Annotated in this window: 20 protein-coding genes; 3 read left to right on the top strand and 17 right to left on the bottom strand. The window is 74.7% G+C overall.

All coding sequences use genetic code 11. From position 1 onward, the window contains the following. Position 1: 1 nt before the first annotated feature. The 3 genes from efp to aroB all read right to left on the bottom strand — a co-directional run bounded on the left by efp (position 2) and on the right by aroB (position 2,155). A complete protein-coding gene (efp, locus tag GVV04_RS26085; RefSeq protein ID WP_161691445.1) occupies positions 2-559 on the bottom strand; it encodes an elongation factor P in 558 nt (185 codons plus the stop codon). 73 nt (positions 560-632) lie between these two features. Then, on the bottom strand, positions 633-1,082 hold the full coding sequence (aroQ, locus tag GVV04_RS26080; protein ID WP_161691443.1) for a type II 3-dehydroquinate dehydratase: 450 nt from the start codon (positions 1,080-1,082) through the stop codon (positions 633-635). Continuing rightward, entirely contained in the window at positions 1,079-2,155 is a 1,077-nt protein-coding gene (gene aroB, locus GVV04_RS26075) for a 3-dehydroquinate synthase (RefSeq protein WP_161691441.1), read from the bottom strand. The genes aroQ and aroB overlap by 4 nt, the downstream gene beginning before the upstream one ends. Before the next feature lie 154 nt (positions 2,156-2,309). On the opposite strand from aroB, the gene GVV04_RS26070 reads away from it, so the two are divergent. Next, positions 2,310-2,864 (top strand): DUF2243 domain-containing protein, encoded by a 555-nt coding sequence (locus GVV04_RS26070; RefSeq protein ID WP_235967001.1) that lies wholly within the window; start codon positions 2,310-2,312, stop codon positions 2,862-2,864. Then, positions 2,861-3,655 (top strand): cytochrome c oxidase assembly protein, encoded by a 795-nt coding sequence (locus tag GVV04_RS26065; RefSeq protein ID WP_161691439.1) that lies wholly within the window; start codon positions 2,861-2,863, stop codon positions 3,653-3,655. The genes GVV04_RS26070 and GVV04_RS26065 overlap by 4 nt, the downstream gene beginning before the upstream one ends. A gap of 26 nt (positions 3,656-3,681) precedes the next feature. Here the strand turns inward: GVV04_RS26065 and GVV04_RS26060 are convergent, their stop codons facing one another. From GVV04_RS26060 to GVV04_RS26005, 12 genes are all read right to left on the bottom strand, one after another. Then, complete coding sequence (locus GVV04_RS26060; RefSeq protein ID WP_161691437.1) at positions 3,682-4,194, bottom strand: shikimate kinase; 513 nt, start codon at positions 4,192-4,194, stop codon at positions 3,682-3,684. Continuing rightward, entirely contained in the window at positions 4,191-5,369 is a 1,179-nt protein-coding gene (aroC, locus tag GVV04_RS26055) for a chorismate synthase (protein WP_161691435.1), read from the bottom strand. Before aroC ends, GVV04_RS26060 begins: the two co-directional genes overlap by 4 nt. An 85-nt stretch (positions 5,370-5,454) precedes the next feature. After that, a complete protein-coding gene (locus tag GVV04_RS26050; protein WP_235967059.1) occupies positions 5,455-6,141 on the bottom strand; it encodes a hypothetical protein in 687 nt (228 codons plus the stop codon). Between the two features lie 266 nt (positions 6,142-6,407). Beyond that, positions 6,408-7,250, bottom strand: coding sequence for a shikimate dehydrogenase (locus GVV04_RS26045; RefSeq protein ID WP_161691431.1), 843 nt, complete (start codon positions 7,248-7,250; stop codon positions 6,408-6,410). Beyond that, complete coding sequence (gene mltG, locus GVV04_RS26040; protein WP_161691429.1) at positions 7,250-8,452, bottom strand: endolytic transglycosylase MltG; 1,203 nt, start codon at positions 8,450-8,452, stop codon at positions 7,250-7,252. The genes GVV04_RS26045 and mltG overlap by 1 nt, the downstream gene beginning before the upstream one ends. Beyond that, a complete protein-coding gene (ruvX, locus tag GVV04_RS26035; RefSeq protein ID WP_161691427.1) occupies positions 8,449-8,913 on the bottom strand; it encodes a Holliday junction resolvase RuvX in 465 nt (154 codons plus the stop codon). Before ruvX ends, mltG begins: the two co-directional genes overlap by 4 nt. A gap of 70 nt (positions 8,914-8,983) precedes the next feature. After that, a complete protein-coding gene (gene alaS / locus GVV04_RS26030; RefSeq protein WP_161691425.1) occupies positions 8,984-11,662 on the bottom strand; it encodes an alanine--tRNA ligase in 2,679 nt (892 codons plus the stop codon). Then, complete coding sequence (locus GVV04_RS26025) at positions 11,659-11,964, bottom strand: hypothetical protein (protein ID WP_161691423.1); 306 nt, start codon at positions 11,962-11,964, stop codon at positions 11,659-11,661. The genes alaS and GVV04_RS26025 overlap by 4 nt, the downstream gene beginning before the upstream one ends. A gap of 28 nt (positions 11,965-11,992) precedes the next feature. Then, a complete protein-coding gene (locus tag GVV04_RS26020; protein ID WP_161691421.1) occupies positions 11,993-12,454 on the bottom strand; it encodes a DUF948 domain-containing protein in 462 nt (153 codons plus the stop codon). Between the two features lie 149 nt (positions 12,455-12,603). Continuing rightward, positions 12,604-13,221: a hypothetical protein gene (locus GVV04_RS26015; RefSeq protein ID WP_161691608.1), complete on the bottom strand. Its 618-nt coding sequence runs from the start codon at positions 13,219-13,221 to the stop codon at positions 12,604-12,606. A 2,408-nt stretch (positions 13,222-15,629) separates the two neighbouring features. Continuing rightward, entirely contained in the window at positions 15,630-17,126 is a 1,497-nt protein-coding gene (locus GVV04_RS26010) for a replication-associated recombination protein A (RefSeq protein ID WP_161691419.1), read from the bottom strand. A 75-nt stretch (positions 17,127-17,201) separates the two neighbouring features. Then, positions 17,202-17,432 carry a hypothetical protein gene (locus GVV04_RS26005; protein WP_161691417.1) on the bottom strand — a complete coding sequence of 77 codons (231 nt, stop codon included), beginning with the start codon at positions 17,430-17,432 and terminating at the stop codon, positions 17,202-17,204. 138 nt (positions 17,433-17,570) lie between these two features. On the opposite strand from GVV04_RS26005, the gene GVV04_RS26000 reads away from it, so the two are divergent. Next, a complete protein-coding gene (locus tag GVV04_RS26000) occupies positions 17,571-18,311 on the top strand; it encodes a GNAT family N-acetyltransferase (RefSeq protein WP_161691415.1) in 741 nt (246 codons plus the stop codon). A gap of 48 nt (positions 18,312-18,359) precedes the next feature. Here GVV04_RS26000 and GVV04_RS25995 read toward each other — a convergent pair whose 3' ends face one another. Both GVV04_RS25995 and GVV04_RS25990 read right to left on the bottom strand, forming a co-directional pair. After that, positions 18,360-19,814, bottom strand: a complete 1,455-nt coding sequence (locus tag GVV04_RS25995) for an MFS transporter (protein ID WP_161691413.1) — start codon at positions 19,812-19,814, stop codon at positions 18,360-18,362. After that, the gene (locus GVV04_RS25990) at positions 19,811-20,404 is read right to left on the bottom strand and encodes a winged helix-turn-helix domain-containing protein (protein WP_161691411.1); all 594 of its coding nucleotides are present in this window, start codon (positions 20,402-20,404) and stop codon (positions 19,811-19,813) included. Before GVV04_RS25990 ends, GVV04_RS25995 begins: the two co-directional genes overlap by 4 nt. Between the last annotated feature and the right edge of the window lie 26 nt (positions 20,405-20,430).

Below are 20,430 nucleotides of genomic sequence, written 5' to 3'. Positions count from 1 at the left end.
ATCAGGCGCGGCCGAGGTAACGGCCGTCGCGGGTGTCGACCTTGATCTTCTCGCCGGTGGTGATGAACAGCGGGACGGGCACGGTCGCGCCGGTCTCGACGGTCGCCGGCTTGTTGCCGCCGGTGGAGCGATCGCCCTGCAGGCCCGGCTCGGTGTAGGTGACCTCCAACACGACGGAGGTCGGCAGCTCGATGTACAGCGGCACGCCCTCGTGGGTGGCGACGGTCGCCTCGGCCTCGGGGAGGAGGTAGTTGGCCGCCTCCCCCACGGTGCCGTCGGGGACGGTGATCTGGTCGAACGTCTCCAGATCCATGAAGACGTAGTCCTCGCCGTCGGCGTAGAGGTACTGCATGGTGCGCTTGTCCACGGTCGCGGTTACGACCTTGGTGCCCGCGTTGAAGGTCTTGTCGACCACCTTGCCGGACAGCACGTTCTTCAGGGTGGTGCGCACGAACGCGCCACCCTTACCGGGCTTGACGTGCTGGAACTCGACGACGGACCAGAGCTCTCCGTCGAGGTTGAGTACCAGGCCGTTCTTCAGGTCGTTGGTGGAGGCCATTTCCTGCCTTGATCATCAATTGGCGGACAGACCTGGCAAGTCTACTGCCTGCCGCCGCCGGCCGTCCCCGCCGTCAACCGCCGGCCGCCGCCGCGCCCGGGCGGGCCGCCAGGTGGTGCAGGGCGAGGCGGTAGCCGTCGAGACCCAGGCCACAGATCACCCCGGTCGCCACGGCGGAGACCACCGAGTGCCGGCGGAACTCCTCCCGGGCGTGGATGTTGGAGATGTGCACCTCGACGAGGGGGGCCCGCAGCATCGCGCAGGCGTCCCGGACCGCGATCGAGTAGTGCGACCAGGCGGCCGGGTTGAGCACCACCGCCGCGCCCTCGTCGGCCGCCTCGTGCAGCCAGCCGACCAGCTCGTGCTCGGCGTCGGTCTGCCGGACCACCACGTCCAGCCCCAGTTCCCGGCCGGTCCGCACGCACAGCGTCACCAGGTCGGCGTAGCTGGTCGCCCCGTACACGTCGACCTGGCGGGTGCCCAGCCGGCCCAGGTTCGGCCCGTTCAGCACGTACACCCTCATGAGGTGATCTCCTCGTAGGCGGCGTGCAGCAGCTCGTCGTCCGGGCCCTCCAGGATCGTCGGGCGGGCCAGGCCGTCGAGCACCACGAACCGCAGCCGCGAGCCCCGGGCCTTCTTGTCCACCCGCATCGCGGCCAGCAGCTGCGGCCACGCGTCGGCCCGGTAGCCCGTCGGCAGCCCGAGCGCCGTGAGCACCGTGCGGTGCCGGGCCGCGGTCGCGGAGTCCAGCCGGCCGGCCAGCCGGGCCAGCTCGGCCGCGTAGACCAGGCCGACGGCGACGGCGTGCCCGTGCCGCCAGCGGTACCCCTCCACCTTCTCGATCGCGTGGGCCAGGGTGTGGCCGTAGTTGAGCACCTCGCGTATCCCGGACTCGCGCAGGTCGCCGGAGACCACGTCGGCCTTGACCCGGATCGCCCGCTCGACCAGCTCCCGCACCACCGGCGAGGTCGGGTCGGTGGCCGCGGCCCGTTCCCGCTCGACCAGGTCGAGGATCACCGGGTCGACGATGAACCCGCACTTGACCACCTCGGCCAGGCCGGCGGCCAGGTCGGCCGGCGGAAGGCTGTCGAGCACCGTGAGGTCGCACAGCACCCCGACCGGCGGGTGGAAGCCGCCGACCAGGTTCTTGCCGGCCGCGGTGTTGATCCCGGTCTTGCCGCCGACGGCGGCGTCGACCATGCCGAGCAGCGAGGTCGCCACCGCCACCCAGCGCACCCCGCGCAGCCAGCAGGCCGCGACGAAGCCGGCCAGGTCGGTGACCGCGCCGCCGCCCACCCCGACCACCGCATCGGTACGGGTGAAGCCCGCCTCGCCGAGCCGGTCCCAGCACGCGGCGGCCACCTCGACGGCCTTGCCCGCCTCGGCGTCCGGCACCTCCACGGTCAGCGGTGTCATCCCGACGGCGGCCAGGCGGGCGCCGAGCGCGTCGGCCAGCCCTTTCAGCGGCGGCGCGTGCAGCACCGCCACCCGGGTCGCGTCGGGCAGCAACGCCGGTAGCGCGTCGAGCAGGTCGCGTCCCACCAGCACGTCGTACGGCCGCTCGCCGCCGACCGGAATACGGGTCACCTCGTCCATCGCCCGGCAGCCTAGTCCAGCCGGCGGGGGCCCGGCGGCGACTGTCCACTCCGTGGCCGCCGGGCGTGACCGGCGGGCACCCGTCGGCGTTGAGCTGGGCAGAACGGGGGCAGCGTTGCAGCACGGACCAGTCGACGAGGCGGAGGTTCCCCCGATGAGCACACCCACGACCAGCGGCACCGAAATCCGGGGGTCCGCCACCGTCCTCGGCGCCGACATCCGGTTGCCCGCCATCATCCTCGGCGTCGGCCTCGGCGGCTTCGCCGACGGCATCGTGCTGCATCAGGTGCTCCAGTGGCACCACATGCTCAGCAGCACCGGAAGCGACAACGTCGGGGTGCGGGCGTACCCGGTGGACACGGTGCCCGGGCTGGAGATCAACACCCTGTGGGACGGGATCTTCCACGTGGTGACCTGGGTGGCGGTGCTGGCCGGGCTGGCCCTGCTCTACTCCCGGGTGACCCGGTCCCGGGGCCGGCTGTGGCGCTCCCCCGTGCTGTGGGGCTGGGCGCTGGTCGGCTGGGGGCTGTTCAACCTCGTCGAGGGGGTCGTCGACCACCACCTGCTCGGCATCCACCACGTGCGCGGCGGCGAATACCAGACCTGGTGGGACCTCGGGTTCCTGGCGTTCGGGGCGGCGCTGGTCGCCGGCGGCTGGCTGGTGCAGCGGCGCGGCACGGCCGTGGACGTCTGCGCCGACCGGCGGTGACCCCGGCCCACGCCGGCCACGACGGGTTCGCCCCGGGGCCGGCGCTGCTCGTACCCCTGGCGCTGTTCTGGGTCTACCTCGCCGCCGCGCTGCGGCAGCGGGGCCCGGGCGGCGGCGGGTGGCCGCACCGGCGGACGGCGGCCTTCGGCGCCGGCGCGGGCCTGCTCGCGGTCGGGCTCGGCCTGCCAGCGGGCGGCTTCGCCGGGCACGCGTGGCAGCACCTGCTGATCGGCATGCTGGCGCCGCTGGGGCTGGTGCTCGGCGCGCCGGGCACCCTGCTGCTGCGCACCGTGGACCGGCGGCGCGGCCGGGCGCTGGTCCGGCTGCTGCGCCGGCCGGCGCTGGGCGCGCTCGCCCACCCGGTCACCGGGCTGGCGCTGACCGCCGGCGGGCTGTACCTGCTGTACCTGACGCCGCTGTACCGGGCCACCCTGACGTCGCCGCCGCTGCACCACCTGGTGCACCTGCACTTCCTGCTCGCCGGCTGCCTGTTCACCTGGTCGGTCGCCGGCCCCGACCCGGGCCCGCACCGGCCCCGGGTGCCGGCCCGGCTAGTGGTGCTCGGCGTCGCCGTCGCCGCCCACGCCGCCCTCGCCCAACTCCTGTACGCCGGGCTCGCCGTGGACGTGCCGGGACCGCCCGACCAGCTCCGGGCCGGGGCGACGGTCATGTACTACGGGGGCGACCTCGCCGAGATCGCGCTCGCCCTGGCGCTGCTCGCCACCTGGCGACCGGTGCGGAAGGGCCCGAGGCCGGCGCGGCCGGCGCGACCGGTGGCGGCCCGTTCCTGACCCCCTCATCCCGGGGCTGGGCGGGGTCAGGGCTTGAGCAGGGCCGCGATCTCGGCGGCAATCTCCTCCGGGCCGTGCCCGTCGGTGACCACGGTCGCGGTCGCCACCTCGGCGTAGAGCGGGCGGCGCTGGTCCATCAGGTACTTCAGCGTCGCCCGCGGGTTGATCGCCAGCAGCGGCCGGCCGGCGCCCAGCCCGACCCGCTTCACCGCGTCGGGCAGCTCGACGCTCAGGTGCACCACGGTGTGCCCGATCAGGGCGGCCCGGTTCTCCTCCGCGAGCACCGCGCCGCCGCCGAGGGCGAGCACCCCCGCGCAGGAGGCCAGCGCCGCGGCGGTGGCGGCCCGTTCGAGGGTACGGAAGTGCGCCTCCCCCTCGTCGACGAAGATCTCCGGGATCGGCTTGCCGGCCAGCCGCTCGATGTCGGCGTCGGTGTCCCGGAACTCCACCCCGAGCAGCGCGGCGAGCGCCGTCCCGACGGTGGTCTTGCCGGACCCCGGCGACCCGACGAGGACGACCACCGGTCGCGTCTGGTTCACCGGATCACCAGAGAGTCGAGGTAGCCGGCCAGGTTCCGGCGGATCTCGGCCACCGAGTCGCCGCCGAACTTCTCCGTGGCGGCCTCCGCGAGCACCAGGGCCACCATCGCCTCGGCGACCACTGCGGCGGCCGGCACGGCGCAGACGTCGGAACGCTGGTTGATCGCCGTCGCCGCCTCCCCCGTGGTCACGTCGACGGTGGCCAGGGCCCGGTTCAACGAGGAGATCGGCTTCATGGCCGCCTTCACCCGCAGCGGCTCGCCGGTGGTGATGCCGCCCTCCAGGCCACCGGCCCGGTCGGTGACCCGGCGCACCCCGGTCGTGGTGGGGATGATCTCGTCGTGCGCCTCGGAGCCGCGCGAGCGGGCCTGCTGCCAGCCGTCGCCGATCTCCACGCCCTTGATCGCCTGGATGGACATCAGCGCCGTGGCGAGCCGGGCGTCGAGCTTGCGGTCCCACTGCACGTGACTGCCCAGGCCCGGCGGCACCCCGTACGCCAGCACCTCGACCACGCCGCCGAGGGTGTCGGCGGCCTTCTTCGCGGCGTCGACCTCGGCGACCATCCGGGCGCTGGCCTCCGGGTCGAGGCAGCGCAGCGGGTCGGCGTCGATCCGCTCGGCGTCCTGCGGCGTCGGGCGCAGCCCCGGCTTGACCGCGACCGGGCCCAGCTCCACCACGTGCGAGACGATCTCGATGCCGAGGGCCTGCTTGATCAGCGCCTTCGCCACGGTGCCGACGGCGACCCGGGCGGCGGTCTCCCGCGCGCTGGCCCGCTCCAGGATCGGCCGGGCGTCGGTGTGACCGTACTTCTGCATGCCGGCCAGGTCGGCGTGGCCCGGGCGCGGGCGGGTCAGCGGGGCGTTGCGGGCCTGCTGGGCCAGCTCGTCGGGGTCCACCGGATCGGCGGCCATCACCGTCTGCCACTTGGGCCACTCGGAGTTGCCGACCCGGATGGCCACCGGGCTGCCCAGGGTGACACCGTGCCGGAGCCCGCCGATCACCTCGATCTCGTCCCGCTCGAACGCCATCCGGGCGCCCCGGCCGTAGCCGAGCCGGCGGCGAGCCAGCTCACCGGCGATCTCGCCGGTGGTCACCCCGATCCCGGCGGGCACGCCCTCCATCATCGCGACGAGGGCGGGACCGTGCGATTCACCTGCAGTCAGCCAGCGCAACACGTCGGCAAGTCTGTCACGACCGGGTTACGTCCCACCGCACCGCCCGCCGTGTCCCGCCCTGCGGACGCCGCGCCCGCCGTTGCGCTCAGCCCTCCGCGAGTCCGAGTCGTATCCGCGCCTGCGTGCTGACTTCCGATGACCTGTCGTCGGCCAAGACGCGCAGGATCACCCGAGGTGTCCACGGTACGGTCGCCAGCCACCACCGGACGTTGGTGGAACGGTCAGCCGCGAGAGCCTGAAGGTCCTCCTCCGCCAACTCGACGGACTGCACCAGCGCCATGCGCACGGCCGCCGCTTTGTCCCGGGCGAGACCACGACGGTCCTCGGCGGTCGTCCGGGGGTTGAGGGCCGCGCCTGCCCGCACCTTCGGCTCGGAATCCCGTAGCAGAACGGCGAGAGTGTGCGCCGCCGTGGTGTTGGCGGCCAGACCGGCCCGGACAGCCGCCGACGGATCGGCAAGCAGTTCGACGCCGATGTCGTCGTCGAACGAGCCCGACTCAGCGAGGACGCGACGAAGGTCCTCGTCAGAGGATCGGCAGACGGCCTCGTGCACTCGACGGTCGACGCGGGGATGGTCAAGGACCGCGAACCGGACGTGGAAGTTCGGGTCGTCAACCAGCACTACGAGCAGTTCCGGCGGACAGCCCGGGTTCTCCGCCACCGCCTGGCGCACCTTGTCGTCCGGGTCGGCAGCGAGGCGGCGCAGGACAGCCTCCGGGACCCCGAAACGGCCCCCGACCCGCCGACGTACCGCCGGTGCCGGATCAGCCATCAACACCTCGACCACGACGTGCGACGCTTCGGGGTCAGCTGCGACCGCCAGCCTGCGCTTGAGTCCCATTCCGAGCACTGACGACGCCTGCTCGCCGGAGGTGACCCGCTGCTCAGCGGGGGCGGCCGATGGCCTGGAAGACATGTCGACCTCGTCCTGAGAGCCGCGGTGCCAGGCCCGCTCCCGGCGTGGCACCGACCGCGGATGCACAACAGATGATCTTGCTGGTCGCCGAGCGTCGGCTCGACCGGGCCGGCGAGACCGGGCTACCGGACCGGGCGGATATCGATGCCGACCTCGGCCGACAGCGCGGCAGCCATCGCCGGGACCGGGGCGCGGACGCCGGTGAAGTGCTCGAACTGGCCGACTGCCTGGGCGACCAGCAGGTCCAGCCCGGAGACGACCCGGCACCCGGCTGCCTCGGCCGAGGCGGCGAGCGGGGTGGGCCACGGGTCGTAGAGCGCGTCGAAGTAGACCGCGCCGGGCCGCCACCGCGCCTCGGCGGCGAGTTGGTCGGTGACGCCCTTCGGCACGGTGGAGACCACCACGTCGGCGTCGGTGTGGCGCAGGGCGTCGGCCCAGTCAGCGCCGGCCAGCCGCAGGCCGAGCGCGTCGGCGGCCGGGCGCAGCTCGTCGATCGCCGAGGCTCGCCGGGCCACCACGGTCACGGTGCCCGAGCCGAGGCGGGCGGCGGCGGCCAGGGCGGCCCGGCCGGTGCCGCCCGCGCCGAGCACCGTCACCCGGGCCCCGGGCCGGACGTCCGCCGCCGTGAGCAGCTCGGCCATCCCGGCGGCGTCGGTGTTGTCCGCGTACCAGGAGCCGTCGGGCCGGTGGACCAGGGTGTTCGCCGCGCCCATCGCGGCGGCGACCGGCGACACCTCGGCCGCGAGGGCGAGGGTCGCCTCCTTGCACGGCATGGTCACCGACAGCCCGGCCCACTCGGGGCCGAGGCCGGCGACCATGGCCGGCAGCTCCGCCTCCGCGCACTCGATCGTCGTGTACGACCACCCGGCGAGGCCGGCCGCGGCGTAGCCGGCGTTGTGGATCACCGGGGAGAGGGAGTGGCTGATCGGCTTGCCGACCACCGCCGCCCGCCGAGGCGTCGTCATCAGATGATCCCGGCCTCCTTGGCCTTCGCCATGTTCCTCTCATGGCCCTCGAAGGTCTCGGCGAAGGCCGAGTGCCCCTGCTTGTCGATCGCCACGAAGTAGAGCCACTTGCCGGGTGGCGGGTCCATCGCCCCCTGGAGGGCTTCCTTGCCGGGGTTGTTGATCGGGGTGGGGATCATCCCGGACAGCTTGCGGTTGTACGGGTTCTTCTTGTCGTCCAGCTCGGCCGCGGTCATGTCCTTCGACCGCTTGCCCTCCTGGCCGATCGACTCGAAGTAGTAGTTGACCGTGACGTCCATCTCCAGGCAGTTGCAGAAGAACTCGCCGTACACCCGGTTGTAGGCGACCCGGGCGACCTTCCCGAGGTCGTCCTTGTTCCCCGCCTCGGCCTGGGCCAACGACGCGACGATCAGCGCCTCGTACGGGCTGATGCCGCCGCGCTCCTTCTGAACCTGGTCGGCGAACTTCATCTCGCCGGTGGCGGCGACGAAGTTCTCCACCATCAGGGTGAGGATGCTCTCGGCGGTGGCCTTCGGCGGGATCTCATAGGTGTCCGGGTAGAGGAACCCCTCGATCGACTTCTTGACCGGCTTGCCGTCGGTGCGCTTGAACCAGAAGTCCGGCACGCCGAGCGCCTTCGGGTCCTTCGCGGCGGCCTCGAACTCCTTGACCGGGATCCCGGTCTTCTCCGACAGCAGCTTGTAGACGCGCTTGGCCGTGGTGCCCTCGGGGATGGTGAGCCCGTTGGTGACCTTGTTCTTCAGGTCCAGCAGCATGACCAGGGCCCGCTCGCCGCTCATCTGCTTGCGCACCTTGTAGGTGCCGGGCTGGATGTTCTTGCTGCGCGAGTTCGCCTCGGCGGCCTCGATGAACGCCTTGGAGCTCTTGATCACCCCGGCGGTGTAGAGCGCGTCGGCCATGTCGGCGATCAGCGCGCCCTGCTTGATCTCCACCGTCACCTCGCCGGTGCCGGACCCGTCGTAGTCGGGGGTGACGAAGTAGCCCTGGATCCGGTCGAAGCCGTAGAAGGCCCCGCCGCCGATGACCCCGAGCAGCACGAAGGCCATGAGCAGAGCGAGGACGGTCTTGCCGCGGCCGCCGCCCGACTCGCCGTTGCGCTTGCGCACATAGCTGCTCCGGTGCTTGCCCTTGTCACCGCCCCGATCCGACTCGTCGAACCCGAGGTCCAGATCGTCGATCATCGCGTCCGCCTCCGCTGTGCTTCCAGCCAGCTCTGCAGGATCTCGACCGCAGCAGCCTGGTCTACCACCGCGCGTTGGCGCTTTCCCCGGACGCCACGCTCGGCCAGCCTACGAGAAGCAACCACGGTCGACATCCTCTCGTCGGTGAGCGTTACCGGAACGGGCGCAATTACATCAGCCAACCGGTCAGCGTACGCCTTCACGTTCCGCGCCGCCGGGCCGAGTTGGCCGGCGAGATTGACCGGAAGGCCGACGACGACCTCGACGCACTCGTGCTCTGCGATCAGCGCGGCCACCTCGGCCATGTCGCTCGGGACGGCGTCGGGGGCGGCGGTCAGGTCCCGGGCGAGGGTGACCAGCGGGGTGGCCAGCACCCCGTGCGGGTCCGAGCGGGCCACCCCGACCCGGACCTGCCCGACGTCCACCCCCAGTCGGACTCCGTGCCACGATTCGGTCAACATTCCTTCACCCTGTCCTGGCACGAGTCAGGGCGAACCGGGATGGTCCGCCCTGACTCGACGTGCGATGCGCTCACGCGTCGGCGATCGCCTTCTCAACGGTGGCGAGCAGCTTCGGTGCCTCGGCGGCCGGCAGGCCACCGCCCTGGGCGAGCTCGTCGCTGCCGCCACCCCGACCGGAGAAGGCGGCCTTGACCAGGTCCTTCGCGGCCAGCCCCCGGCTCCGGGCGGCGGCGTTCACGGCCACCACCAGGGACGCCTTGCCGTTCGAACGGGCCGCCACGGCCACCACAGCCGGCCGCGCCGGGTCGATCTTGCCTCGGATCTCCTGGGCCAGGGTCCGCACGTCGTTGCCGGCCGCGCCCTCGGGCGCCTCGGTGCCGACGTACGCCACCCCGCGGACGTCCTTCGCCTGCCCGGCCAGGGCCGCCGCGCCGCCGAGCACGAGCTGGGCGCGCAGCTTCTCCAACTCCTTCTCCGCGTCGCGGAGCTGGGTGACGGTCTGCTCCACCCGGTCGGCGACCTGGTCGCCGGGCACCCGGAACATCTCGGCGAGCCGGGAGACCAGCAGGTGCTCGCGGGCCAGGAAGCCGAAGGCGTCCATGCCCACCAGGGCCTCGATCCGCCGCACCCCGGAGCCGACCGACGCCTCGGAGAGGATCTTCACGAGGCCGAGCTGCGCCGAGCGGGCCACGTGGGTGCCGCCGCACAGCTCGCGGGCGTAGTCGCCGACCTCGACGACCCGGACCCGCTCGCCGTACTTCTCACCGAACAGCGCCATCGCGCCGATCCGGCGGGCCTCCTCCTGGCTGGTGATGAAGGCGTGCACCTCCAGGTCGGCCAACAGCACCTCGTTGACCTGCTGCTCCACGTCGTGCAGCACGCTGGGCGACACCCCGGTCGGGGTGTTGAAGTCGAACCGCAGCCGGCCCGGGGCGTTCAGCGAACCGGCCTGGGTGGCCGACTCGCCGAGGAAGTTGCGCATCGTCTGGTGCACCAGGTGGGTAGCGGTGTGCGAGCGGGAGATCGCCCGCCGCCGGGTCACGTCGATCTCGGCGTACCCGGTCTCGCCGGCACGCACCTCGCCCCGGACCACCCGGGCCCGGTGCACGATCAGGCCCGGCACCGGCTGCTGCACGTCGAAGACCTCGACCTGCCCGCCGCCGACGGTGATCAGGCCCTGGTCGGGCTGCTGGCCGCCGCCCTCGGCGTAGAACGGGGTGGTGTCGAGCACCAGCTCGACCGTGTCGCCCTCGACCGCCGCGCCGACCTCGCCACCGCCGGCCAGCACCGCGCGGACCCGGGACTCCCGGTTCAGCTCGGTGTACCCGGTGAACTCCACCGGCCCGCCCGCGTCCAGCACCGACCGGTACGCCGACACGTCGGTGTGCCCGGTCTTGCGGGCCCGCGCGTCGGCCTTGGCCCGGTTGCGCTGGTCGGCCATCAGCCGGCGGAAGCCCTCGGCGTCCACCGTCAGGCCCTGCTCGGCCGCGATCTCCAGGGTCAGGTCGATCGGGAAGCCGTAGGTGTCGTGCAGCTGGAACGCCTTGTCGCCCGTCAGCGCCGCCTTCCCCGCCGACCTGGTCTCGGCGATCGCCGTGTCCAGGATCGTGGTGCCGGCGCGCAGCGTGGAGAGGAAGGCGTCCTCCTCGGCGTACGCGTACTGGGAGATCCGGTCGAACTCGGCCGCCAGCTCCGGGTACGACGGGGCCATGCAGTCCAGGGCCACCGGCAGCAGTTCGGGCAGCGCCCGATCCTGGTAGCCGAGCAGGCGCACCGACCGGATCGCGCGGCGCATGATCCGGCGCAGCACGTAGCCGCGCCCCTCGTTGCTCGGGGTGACCCCGTCGCCGATCAGCATCAGCGCGGTGCGGACGTGGTCGGCGATCACCCGCAGCCGCACGTCGTCGGGGTGCGACTCGCTGGCCACCTGGCCGGAGTGCGCACCGTACCGCTTGCCGGTCAGCTCGGCGGCCCGGTCCAGGATCGGCCGGACCTCGTCGATCTCGTAGAGGTTGTCGACGCCCTGGAGGATGGAGGCCATCCGCTCCAGGCCCATGCCGGTGTCGATGTTCTTCGCCGGCAGCTCACCGACGATCCGGAAGTGCTCCTTGCTGGTGACGTCGGCGATCTCGTACTGCATGAAGACGAGGTTCCAGAACTCCATGTACCGGTCCTCGTCGACCTCCGGCCCGCCCGCGCGCCCGTACTCCGGGCCCCGGTCGTAGAACAGCTCGGAGCACGGCCCGGCCGGACCGGGGATGCCCATCGACCAGAAGTTGTCCTTCCGGCCCCGGCGGACGATCCGCTCGGCCGGCACGCCCACGGAGCGCCAGATCCGGAACGCCTCGTCGTCGTCGAGGTAGACCGTCGGCCAGACGCGCTCCGGGTCCAGCCCGAAGCCGCCCTGCGCGACCGGCTTGGTGACCAGGTCCCAGGCGAGCGGAATCGCCCCGTCCTTGAAGTAGTCACCGAAGGAGAAGTTGCCGTTCATCTGGAAGAACGTGCCGTGCCGGCTGGTCTTGCCGACCTCGTCGATGTCCGGGGTGCGAATGCACTTCTGCACGCTGACCGCCCGGGAATAGGGCGGGGCCTGCTGCCCGAGGAAATAGGGGACGAACTGCACCATGCCGGCGTTGACGAACAGCAGGTTCGGGTCGCTGATGGCGGGCAGCGGAGCGGACGGCACCACGGCATGGCCGTTCGCCTCGAAGTGCGCGAGGTACCGCCGCTTGATCTCCGCCGTCTTCATCGCTGGTGATCCTCCGGAAAGATCTCTCGGTCGCCGATGCTCGGGTCCTCCCGCAGCTCGGCGAACTGGTCGTCGAACGCCTCGCCCCGGGCGAAGGCCTCGTGGATCTCCTGCTCCCGCTCGGCCATCCCGATCCGGACGTCCTCCACGAAGCTACGCAGCGAATCCACCAGACCGCCAGCGGATTGTGACAGGCCTCCGGCGATGCCGGCCGGCGTGTACGCCTGCGCGGTACGGGTGGCCTTGCGGACCACCACCACGCCGACCGCCAATCCGATGCCCAGCCAGAACAGGCGTTTCATGATCTCATCCCCTCCGTCGCCGGCCGGCTCAGCCGTTGCCGCGCTTGGCCGCGCGACGCTGCTGCTTGATGGTGTCGCGCACGTCACGCTCGGTCTCGGCGTTGCGCCGGGCGGAGGCGGCCCGCCGCACGCCGTAGCCGAACGCGGCCACCTTCACCAGCGGGTTCGCCGCGGCGGCGGAGACCACGGTGGCCAGGTTCGCCACGTTCGCCGTCACGTTCTGGGCGTGGGTGGTCATGGTGTCCACCTTGGCCAGTTGGAGGTTCACCCCGTCCAGCGAGGTCTGCACCTGCTCCAGCGCGGTGTTCACGTTCTTCACCGTGGTGTTGACGTCACCGAGCAGCGGCGCGGTGCGGTCGTTGAGGTCGTTGATCATCCGGGTCGTGGCGTCCACGGTGTGCCGCAGGCGCAGGATCGGCACCGCCAGCACGAGCACCAGCATCAGGAACGCGCCGGCCGCGATCAGCGCAGCGATCTGTCCACCATCCACGCATGTCCTCCTCAAGCAGTGTTCCGGGACCCGACGTCCCGGAACGCGCGACCGTCATACCCCCACCGGCGCTCGACGACCCTCAGCGGGTCAGCGGGACCAGGCGGGCTTGCCAGCCCCAGACCCTACCGTCAGTTATGAAACCCGGCTCACGACGGTGAGGGTGTCGACTCGCCGAGCGGATCCTCGCTCAAAGTCGGGAAGGGGTCCTCGCCGGTGAGTGACGGGTCGGTGCTCGGCTGCGGCCGGGTCCGCTCGTCGTCGATCGCGTTGCGGACCTTCACCGACACCAACGAGCCGGCGCACTCCGGCGCTGCGGGCGAGGCCTGTGGCGTCGGCGCGGGCGCGCCGTCGACCGGCGGCGGGACGCAGGTCGGCTCGCGCACCCACAGGTCGAGGGTCAACTCGTCGCGCCGCCAGCACGTGTACACGCCCTTTGGCTGCTGCTCCGGGCAGCGGCTCACCTTCCACGGCCGCCAGCCGCCCCCGGCCAGGGCACGCTCGTACGCCTGCGTGGTCTCCTTCACCGGCCGCTCGGACTCGACGGTGCGCTCACGCACCCGGCACTCCGCCAGGCACCAGCGGCTGCCGCTGACGTTGTCGACGCTCTCCGTGGCCGCCCAGCCGGGCACGTCCAGCTCGTCCAGGGTGTCGAAGACCGGGTCGTGGCTCAGCGCCCGGAGACCGAAGTAGAGCGGGATCGCGCCGAGCAGCACCAGGCTGACCAGAGCGAGCACGCCCATCCGGAGCCGGCGGCGCTCCCGCATCCGCCGACGCAGCTCCGAGCGGGCACCCCGCAGGCCACCGGGGCCGGCGGTGGCGTCCCCGGTGAGGTCGTCAGGGCCGTCGGGGGCGTCAGGGCCGTCGGGCCGCAGCGTCACCCGGCCCGAGGTCTGGTCGTCGGGCCCCGGCCCGGGTCGACCGGCGAGGGCCGGGGCGGGGGTCACCGCCACGCTGGCCCGGGCCACGGCGGGTGGCTGCTCGGGCCGGGCCGGGGACAGGCCGGCGGCGGGCTCGCCGCGACCGGGCTCATGCTGTGGCGGGGCGGCCCGACCGGCCACCCGGTCCTCCGGCCCGCCGTCGGGCCGGCCGTCGGGGGCCGCCACCCGGGCTTTGGGGGGACGGCCGGCGGGGCCGGCGGGCGCGTCGGGCGGAGTCGCCCGACCTGCGGGGGCACCGGGCGGAGTCGCCCGACCTGCGGGCGCGTCGGGCGGAGTCGCCCGACCTGCGGGGGCACCGGGGCGGACCCCGGCCTCCGGCGGGGCTCCGGGGGCGGACTCGGCGCCCGGGCGCGGACCTGCGGCGCCGGGCCGGGCACCCGGCAGGGCGCCGGGGGCCGCACCCGGGGGAAGGGCCGCGCCCGGGCGTGGGACAAGCCCGGTCGGGCCGGCCGACGACCGGCGATCCTCGGGGACGGCCGCCCGGCCCGGGTGCGGTACGTCGGCGGGCACGCCGGGACGGGCGGCCCCCCGCGCCGGACCCGACGGCCGGAGCTGGCCGGTCCCGGGGTCGCGGGGCCCACTGACCTCGCCGGTGCCCGGCTCGCCCGGGGCCCGTTCCCGGGGCGGCCGGGCCTCACCGGCGACGCGTTCGTGCGGCGGCCGGATCTCGCCTGTACCCGGATCCCGGGGCGGCCCGACCTCGCCGGGGCGGGGAGCCGCCAGCGGGCGGGGCGGGGCGGCGGCCCGGGCGGTGGTGGGCGGGCCGGTGTCTCCCGCCCCGGTGGCGGGCGCGGCACCCGGCCGGCCCCGGCCGACGGACGCCCGCCCGGCGTCGCCGACGACCCGGCGGGCACCGGTCGGTTCCCCGACCGGGGGCACGGCGGCCGGGGGCACGGCGGTCAGCGGCGCAGGCGGAACGGCGGCACGGTTGACCATCGGCATGGCGGGGTCGGTGTGGCTGCCCCGGCCGGCCTGGCGAAGCCACTCCGCCGGGCGCTGCGGACGGTCGGCCCGGCCCGGCGTCGCCGCGCCCCGCTCGTCGGGGCCCTCGTCTGCCGGTCCGGCGGGGGTGACCCGGCGACGAGCGGCGGTCTCGTCCGGGCCCGGTTCGGGCCGGCCCCGCCACGGCCCGCCCTCGCCCTGGGCCGCGGTCGGCGGCGGACCGGCGGGCAGCCCGGGCACCGGGGGGGCGTTGCCGCTGAGCGGGACGACCGGCGGCGAGTCCTCGGTGGCACGCCGGCGACCGGTCGGGCGGGCGACGGGCGGGACCGGCCCGGCAATGCCACGGCCGGTCGGCTCGTCCGGCCCGGCCACGACGGGCCCGCCGGGCACCCGGCCGGGGCGCTCCCCCGGCTCGTGCCGAGGCGAGTCGGCCGGGGCCGGGTGGGGCGCACCGACGACGGGGGGGTGCGCCTGCGTGGCGCGGCTGGGCGGCGGGGCCGACTCCGGGGTGGGGCGGCGCGCGGCTGCGGTGGCCCGGCCGGCGGGCGGCGGCCCACCCGGGCCGACCGGCCAGCCGCCGGTCGGTGGCTGGCCCCCGCTTACGGCCGGAGCTGCCGGCGGGCCCGGTGGGCGAGGGGGGTGCCCGGGGGCACCGGCCACCGGCGTCGCTCCCTGCGGGCGGGGCTGGTCCCCCGGCGGCCCGCCGGGGCCGGCCGGACGAGACTGGTCGCGGGCCGGCTCCGGGCCGACCTGCGGAGGCCGGGGCGCGGCGTCTGCCGGGTACGGCGGCCGGGCCGGCTGCGCCGCAGGGTACGGCGGGCGGGCCGGATCGGTCGGTGGTGTGGAGGGCGGGGTCGGGCCCTGAGCCGGGCGGACCGGCGGGGCCGCCGATGGCGGGGGCGTGCCGCGCGGCGGGCGGGGCGGCTCGGCCGAGGCGGGGCGGCGGCCAGGCTCCGGCGAACCGGGCCACGGCCCGTCGACCGGGCGGGGCCGGGCGGGACCGGGTTCACCGCCGCGCACCGGGGGCGTGGCCGGCGGGCCGGCCGGGCCGCGCCGGGCCTCCGGGTCGGGGCGGCCCGGCGGCGGCACCGCGCCGGGCGGGAGGCCGTCCGGGCCCAGCTCGGCGCGCTGCTGCTTGGCGGACCGCAGGTCGTCGATCCAGCCGAACTCCTCGCCGCTTACCGGCTCCTCGGGCTCACTGTCGGGTCGGCCCCGGCCCCACCGGCGCCCCTTGGCGCGCTGTTCGCGCCGGTCGTCGGGGCCGTCCTCCGGTCGCTCCGAACCACGGGATCTCACTGCTGACCCTCCCCGACGGCGTCTGCGCCGTCCTCGTCCGCCACGGTGGCGTGCCCGTTGCCCGACGGGTGGCGGCCGTTCCCGGCGGGGACCGGCGCGTCCGGACGTGCCGGGGCGGGCAGTCCCCGGACGATCCCGCGCAGCAACGGCAGCCGGTTGGCCACCGTTCGCTCGGCACCGTGTCCGCTGGGACGGTAGTAGTCGGCCCCGACAAGGTCGTCCGGAGCGTACTGCTGGGTGACGACACCTCGGGGGTCGTCGTGCGGGTACCGGTAGCCCACGCCGTGGCCGAGCCCCCGGGCCCCGGAGTAGTGGGCGTCGCGCAGGTTGCGGGGCACCGGCCCGCCCCGCCCGGCGCGGACGTCGGCCATGGCGGCCCCGATCGCGCTGGTCGCCGAGTTGGACTTCGGCGCGGTGGCCAGGTGGATCACCGCCTGGGCGAGGTTGAGCTGGGCCTCGGGCAGGCCGACGAACTCGACCGCGTGGGCGGCGGCGGTGGCCACGCCCAACGCGGTCGGGTCGGCCATCCCGACGTCCTCGCTGGCGAAGATGACCAGGCGGCGGACGATGAACCGGGCGTCCTCACCGGCCACCAGCATCCGGGCCAGCCAGTGCAGCGCGGCGTCCACGTCGGAGCCGCGCATGCTCTTGATCAGGGCGCTGGTGACGTCGTAGTGGGCGTCGCCGGCCCGGTCGTAGCGCACCGCGGCGACGTCCACCGCCTGTTCGGCGGTGGCCAGCTCGATCCGCTCGGCGCCCAGCGCGGTGGCCGAGGCGGCGGCCGCCTCCAGCGCGGTCAGCGCCTTGCGCACGTCGCCGCCGGCGAGGCGGACCAGGTGGTCCTCGGCCTCGGTCTCCAGGGTGAGCGCGCCGGCGAGGCCGCGGGGGTCGGTGACCGCGCGGCGCAGCAGGCCGCGCACGGCGGCGTCGTCCAGCGGCTGGAGGGTGAGCAGCACGCACCGGGACAGCAGCGGCGAGATGACCGAGAAGTACGGGTTCTCGGTGGTCGCCGCGAGCAGGGTGACCGTGCGGTCCTCGACGGCGGCGAGCAGCGAGTCCTGCTGGGTCTTGCTGAACCGGTGCACCTCGTCGATGAACAGCACGGTCGGCGGGCCGCCCGAGCGGCGCTGCCGGCGGGCGGTGTCGATGACCGCGCGGACGTCCTTCACCCCGGCGGAGAGCGCCGACATCGCCACGAAGCGGCGGTCGGTGGCCCGGGCCACCAGGTGGGCGATGGTGGTCTTGCCGCTGCCCGGCGGGCCCCAGAGGATCACCGACATCGGGGTGACGCCGCCGACGAGCTGGCGTAGCGGGGCCCCCGGGGCGAGGAGGTGGTCCTGCCCGACGAGCTCGTCGATGCCGGCCGGACGCATCCGGACGGGCAGGGGCGAGTCGGCCGACACCGGGGTGAAGCCGTCGACGCCGACGGAGCCCGTGGGGGCGCTGGGCGCACCGGCGGGCGCACCGAGGGAGAAGAGGGCGTCGGACTCCATCAGAAAGACACTACCGGGCCGGGTCCGCGCCGCCGGAACTGCGGCGCGGGCCCGACCCGGAGTGATCAATTCCGGTCAGCCCCGGCCGGGGCGCCGGCCCCGGTACCAGCGGCCGCGGCCACCGCCGCCACCGCCGCCACCGCCGCGCGGGCCGCTGCCGACGCCGGCCAGGTAGAGGGAGAGCAGCAGCAGACCGAGCATCAGCAGGGTGTGCACGTTGAACAGGTCCGGCGCGCCGAAGTTGGTGTCGAGCAGGTCGATCAACAGGGCGAAGCCGAAGACGATGGCCGCGAGAATGGCGAGCATGTCGGTCCTCCGGTGGGGGGTTCACAGTAGGTCGGAGCGTGATGTACCCCACCGGCCCGTTCGCCAATCTCCACCGTGGATGGGCCGTCCGCGCAGGTCAGTCGCCGGCCGGGCCCGGACGGGTTCTAGGCTGGCGACATGATCACCGCCGACCAGGCCCTGGAGGGGCGGGCCGCCATTCTCGACGCCGCCGGCCAGCATCCGTACGCCCGGCACTCGCTGTGGCGCGGCGACGAGCCGCGCGGCTGGCGACTGGCCGACGCCGTGGCGTGGCTGCTCCCGCCGGGCCAGGGCGCGGCCGGCGGCGCGCTCGGCGGCGCGGGGCCTGCGGTGGACCTCTTCGCCGAGCTGGTCGCCGCCGGGGAGGTCCGGCCCGACCAGTTGCTGCACCTGCCCCGTCTCGACGCCGCAGAGCTGTCCGGCCGGCTGGCCGCGACCCGGATCGACCACTGGGACTTCCGGTGGACCGCCGCTCCCCCGCCCCCGCAGCCCGGCGAGGAGCGGGTGGTCCGGCTCACCGGCGCGGACCACCCGGCGCTGGCGGAGCTGATCGAGGAGGCCTTCCCGACCACGACCTCCCGCCCGGGCGACCCGCGCGTCGTCGACTGGTACGGCATCCGCGACGGCGACCGGCTGGTCGCCTGCGGCGCGGACCGCAGCCGGGGCGACATCGGCTTCCTGTCCGGGCTGACCGTCGCCCCCGCCGCCCGGGGCCGGGGCCTCGGCGCGGCCCTCACCGCCGGGATGACCCGGGCGCTGTCCGCCCGGTACGACCAGGTCGCGCTCGGCGTCTACACGCACAACGTGGGGGCGGCACGGCTCTACCGGCGCCTCGGCTTCCGCGACAGCCTGGCCCGCAGCTCGGTGCACCTGGCCTGAGGCGGTCCACAGGGGATCTTCCCGACGCCCGGCGGCGGAGCAACCGCGCTACCGGCCGGGGTCGGCGGACCCGACGACCGCCCCGGCGGGAACGCCGCCGGACCCGGGAGCGGACCCGGCCGTCGGGTCGACGGAGGAACCGGCCGACGGGTCGACGGAGGAACCAGCCGTCGGGTCGACGGAGGAACCGGCCGGCGGCGCGACGACAGGGCCCGCGTCGGGAGCAACGGCGGAACCGGCCGGCGGCGCGGCGGCGGGGGCCGGGGTCGCGCGACGGGCGGCCCGCCAGGCCGGCAGGTAGAGCGGCGCGGCCAGGGCGAGCACCACCGCGCCGACCAGCATCGCCGTGCTGACGTTGGTGCGGTCGGCCAGCACGGTCAGTGCCACCGCGCCCAGGGCGCCGGCCGGCTGGCCCATCATCGAGTTCAGCGAGAGCACGCTGGTCCGGTACGGGCCGTCGACCTGCCGGTGCAGCAGCCCCAGGTGCAGCGGGTTCGACGCGCCGTGCACGGTGTAGCAGGCCAGGTACGCCACCAGCACCCCGACGGGGCCGGCGAGCAGCCCCATCCCGACCACGGTCGCGCCCTGGAGGACCCGCAGCAGCGCGGCGCCGGGTGCCGCCCCCGGCCAGCGCAGCAGCAGCGGGGTCAGCGCGGCCCCGGCCGCCGAGGCGAGCCAGGCGGCGGAGCTCGCGGGGCCCAGCAGCGCGGCGGCCCGGTCGGGGTCGCCGACCACCTCGGCGAGCCGGACCGGCAGCAGCGACTCGAAGGTGACCATGCCGAAGCCCCAGAACAGCTCCACCGCGACCAGGGCGAGCAGCACCCGGGAGCGGCGCAGCAGGCCGAACGCCTGCCCGACCATCCGGGGCGCCTCGGCGACCGACGTGCGCAGCGCCCCGGACCCCCGGCCGGGCCGGACCTCGACCAGCAGCGTCATCAGCGCGGCCAGCGCCACGGCCTGCAACGCGATGGCGACCAGCACCGGCCCGGTCAGCGCGCTCACCGGGCCGACCGGGCCGAGCGCGATGAGGCCACCGCTGAGCAGCGCGCCGCCGGCGATGGCGACACCGGCGACCGTGCCGGCGTGGCCGAGGCCGCGCTCGTACTCGGCGTCGGGGTCGGCCGCGAGGGTGGCGTCGACGTACCAGGACTCCAGAGGGCCGCTGTCGAGCGCCCGGTAGGCCCCCTGCACCGCAAAGACCAGGAAGAACAGGGCGACGGAGTCGGCCACCGCGAAGAGCGCCAGGGAGACCAGGTTGAGCACCCCGGCGGTGACCAGCACCGGCTTGCGGCCCAGCGCGTCGGCGACCCCGCCGGTGGGCAGCTCCAGCGCCAGCACCACCAGGCCCTGCGCGGTGACGGCCAGGCCGATCTGGGACAGCGTCAGGCCGCGCTCCTGCATCAGCAGGATCATGACCGGGATCAGCAGGCCGGTGGGCAGCCAGCGCAGGCCGTAGAGGGCGAGGTAGCGGAACCGGACCTGGCGCACGGTGAGGGCGCTCACCGGGCCTTACCGATCATCGGGTACCCGGCCAGGAAGACGTGCACCGGCTGGGCGTCCGGCTCGTCGGGGACGGACTCCTCGCGGTAGCGCATGAGGACCTGCCACACCTCCGCTTCGAGCGCCTGGAGCCGGCCCGGTCCCAGGTGGAGCAGGGCGTCGCTCAGGCCGGCGGCGTCCCGCCACGCGGGCGACCATTCGGGGCGGGCGGCGAACCACCGCTCCGCCCGCTCGACGAGCAGCCGCACCTGGTCTCCCTGGATCCACTCGCTCGCGGCCCGGGCGTCCGGGTCGTCGTCGAAGTCCGTCGGCTCCCAGTCGCTGACGTCGTGCGCGGCGCGCCACCAGCGCTGCCGGCCCGTGGCCCGATCCGGGTCCTCCACGACCAGCCCCACCTCGGCGAGCTGCCGCAGGTGGTAGCTGGTGGCGCCGGTGTTGGTGTCGAGCTTCCCGGCGAGGGCCGTGGCGGTCGCCGGGCCGTCGGCCCGCAGCGCGCCGAGCAGCCGCAGCCGCAGCGGATGCGCCAGCACCCGCACCTGTCGATGGTCCAGCCGGACGACACTGGGCGCTCCTGGCGAGATTTCGCTGTCCATGCCTGCACAATATCTCTGCACACTTT

It is taken from the genome of Micromonospora rubida, assembly GCF_009908295.1.
GTDB classification, from domain to species: domain Bacteria; phylum Actinomycetota; class Actinomycetes; order Mycobacteriales; family Micromonosporaceae; genus Micromonospora; species Micromonospora rubida.
Note: the sequence above shows the minus strand (reverse complement) of the source record. Positions and strands in the feature narration are given on the sequence as shown.

Excerpts from the sequence above, each read along its gene's own strand:
- efp (WP_161691445.1), bottom strand. The coding sequence starts at position 559 with ATGGCCTCCACCAACGACCTGAAGAACGGCCTGGTACTCAACCTCGAC.
- aroQ (WP_161691443.1), bottom strand. The coding sequence starts at position 1,082 with ATGAGGGTGTACGTGCTGAACGGGCCGAACCTGGGCCGGCTGGGCACC.
- aroB (WP_161691441.1), bottom strand. The coding sequence starts at position 2,155 with ATGGACGAGGTGACCCGTATTCCGGTCGGCGGCGAGCGGCCGTACGAC.
- GVV04_RS26070 (WP_235967001.1), top strand. The coding sequence starts at position 2,310 with ATGAGCACACCCACGACCAGCGGCACCGAAATCCGGGGGTCCGCCACC.
- GVV04_RS26050 (WP_235967059.1), bottom strand. The coding sequence starts at position 6,141 with ATGGCTGATCCGGCACCGGCGGTACGTCGGCGGGTCGGGGGCCGTTTC.
- GVV04_RS26045 (WP_161691431.1), bottom strand. The coding sequence starts at position 7,250 with ATGACGACGCCTCGGCGGGCGGCGGTGGTCGGCAAGCCGATCAGCCAC.
- mltG (WP_161691429.1), bottom strand. The coding sequence starts at position 8,452 with ATGATCGACGATCTGGACCTCGGGTTCGACGAGTCGGATCGGGGCGGT.
- ruvX (WP_161691427.1), bottom strand. The coding sequence starts at position 8,913 with ATGTTGACCGAATCGTGGCACGGAGTCCGACTGGGGGTGGACGTCGGG.
- alaS (WP_161691425.1), bottom strand. The coding sequence starts at position 11,662 with ATGAAGACGGCGGAGATCAAGCGGCGGTACCTCGCGCACTTCGAGGCG.
- GVV04_RS26025 (WP_161691423.1), bottom strand. The coding sequence starts at position 11,964 with ATGAAACGCCTGTTCTGGCTGGGCATCGGATTGGCGGTCGGCGTGGTG.
- GVV04_RS26015 (WP_161691608.1), bottom strand. The coding sequence starts at position 13,221 with ATGCGGGAGCGCCGCCGGCTCCGGATGGGCGTGCTCGCTCTGGTCAGC.
- GVV04_RS26010 (WP_161691419.1), bottom strand. The coding sequence starts at position 17,126 with ATGGAGTCCGACGCCCTCTTCTCCCTCGGTGCGCCCGCCGGTGCGCCC.
- GVV04_RS26005 (WP_161691417.1), bottom strand. The coding sequence starts at position 17,432 with ATGCTCGCCATTCTCGCGGCCATCGTCTTCGGCTTCGCCCTGTTGATC.
- GVV04_RS26000 (WP_161691415.1), top strand. The coding sequence starts at position 17,571 with ATGATCACCGCCGACCAGGCCCTGGAGGGGCGGGCCGCCATTCTCGAC.
- GVV04_RS25990 (WP_161691411.1), bottom strand. The coding sequence starts at position 20,404 with ATGGACAGCGAAATCTCGCCAGGAGCGCCCAGTGTCGTCCGGCTGGAC.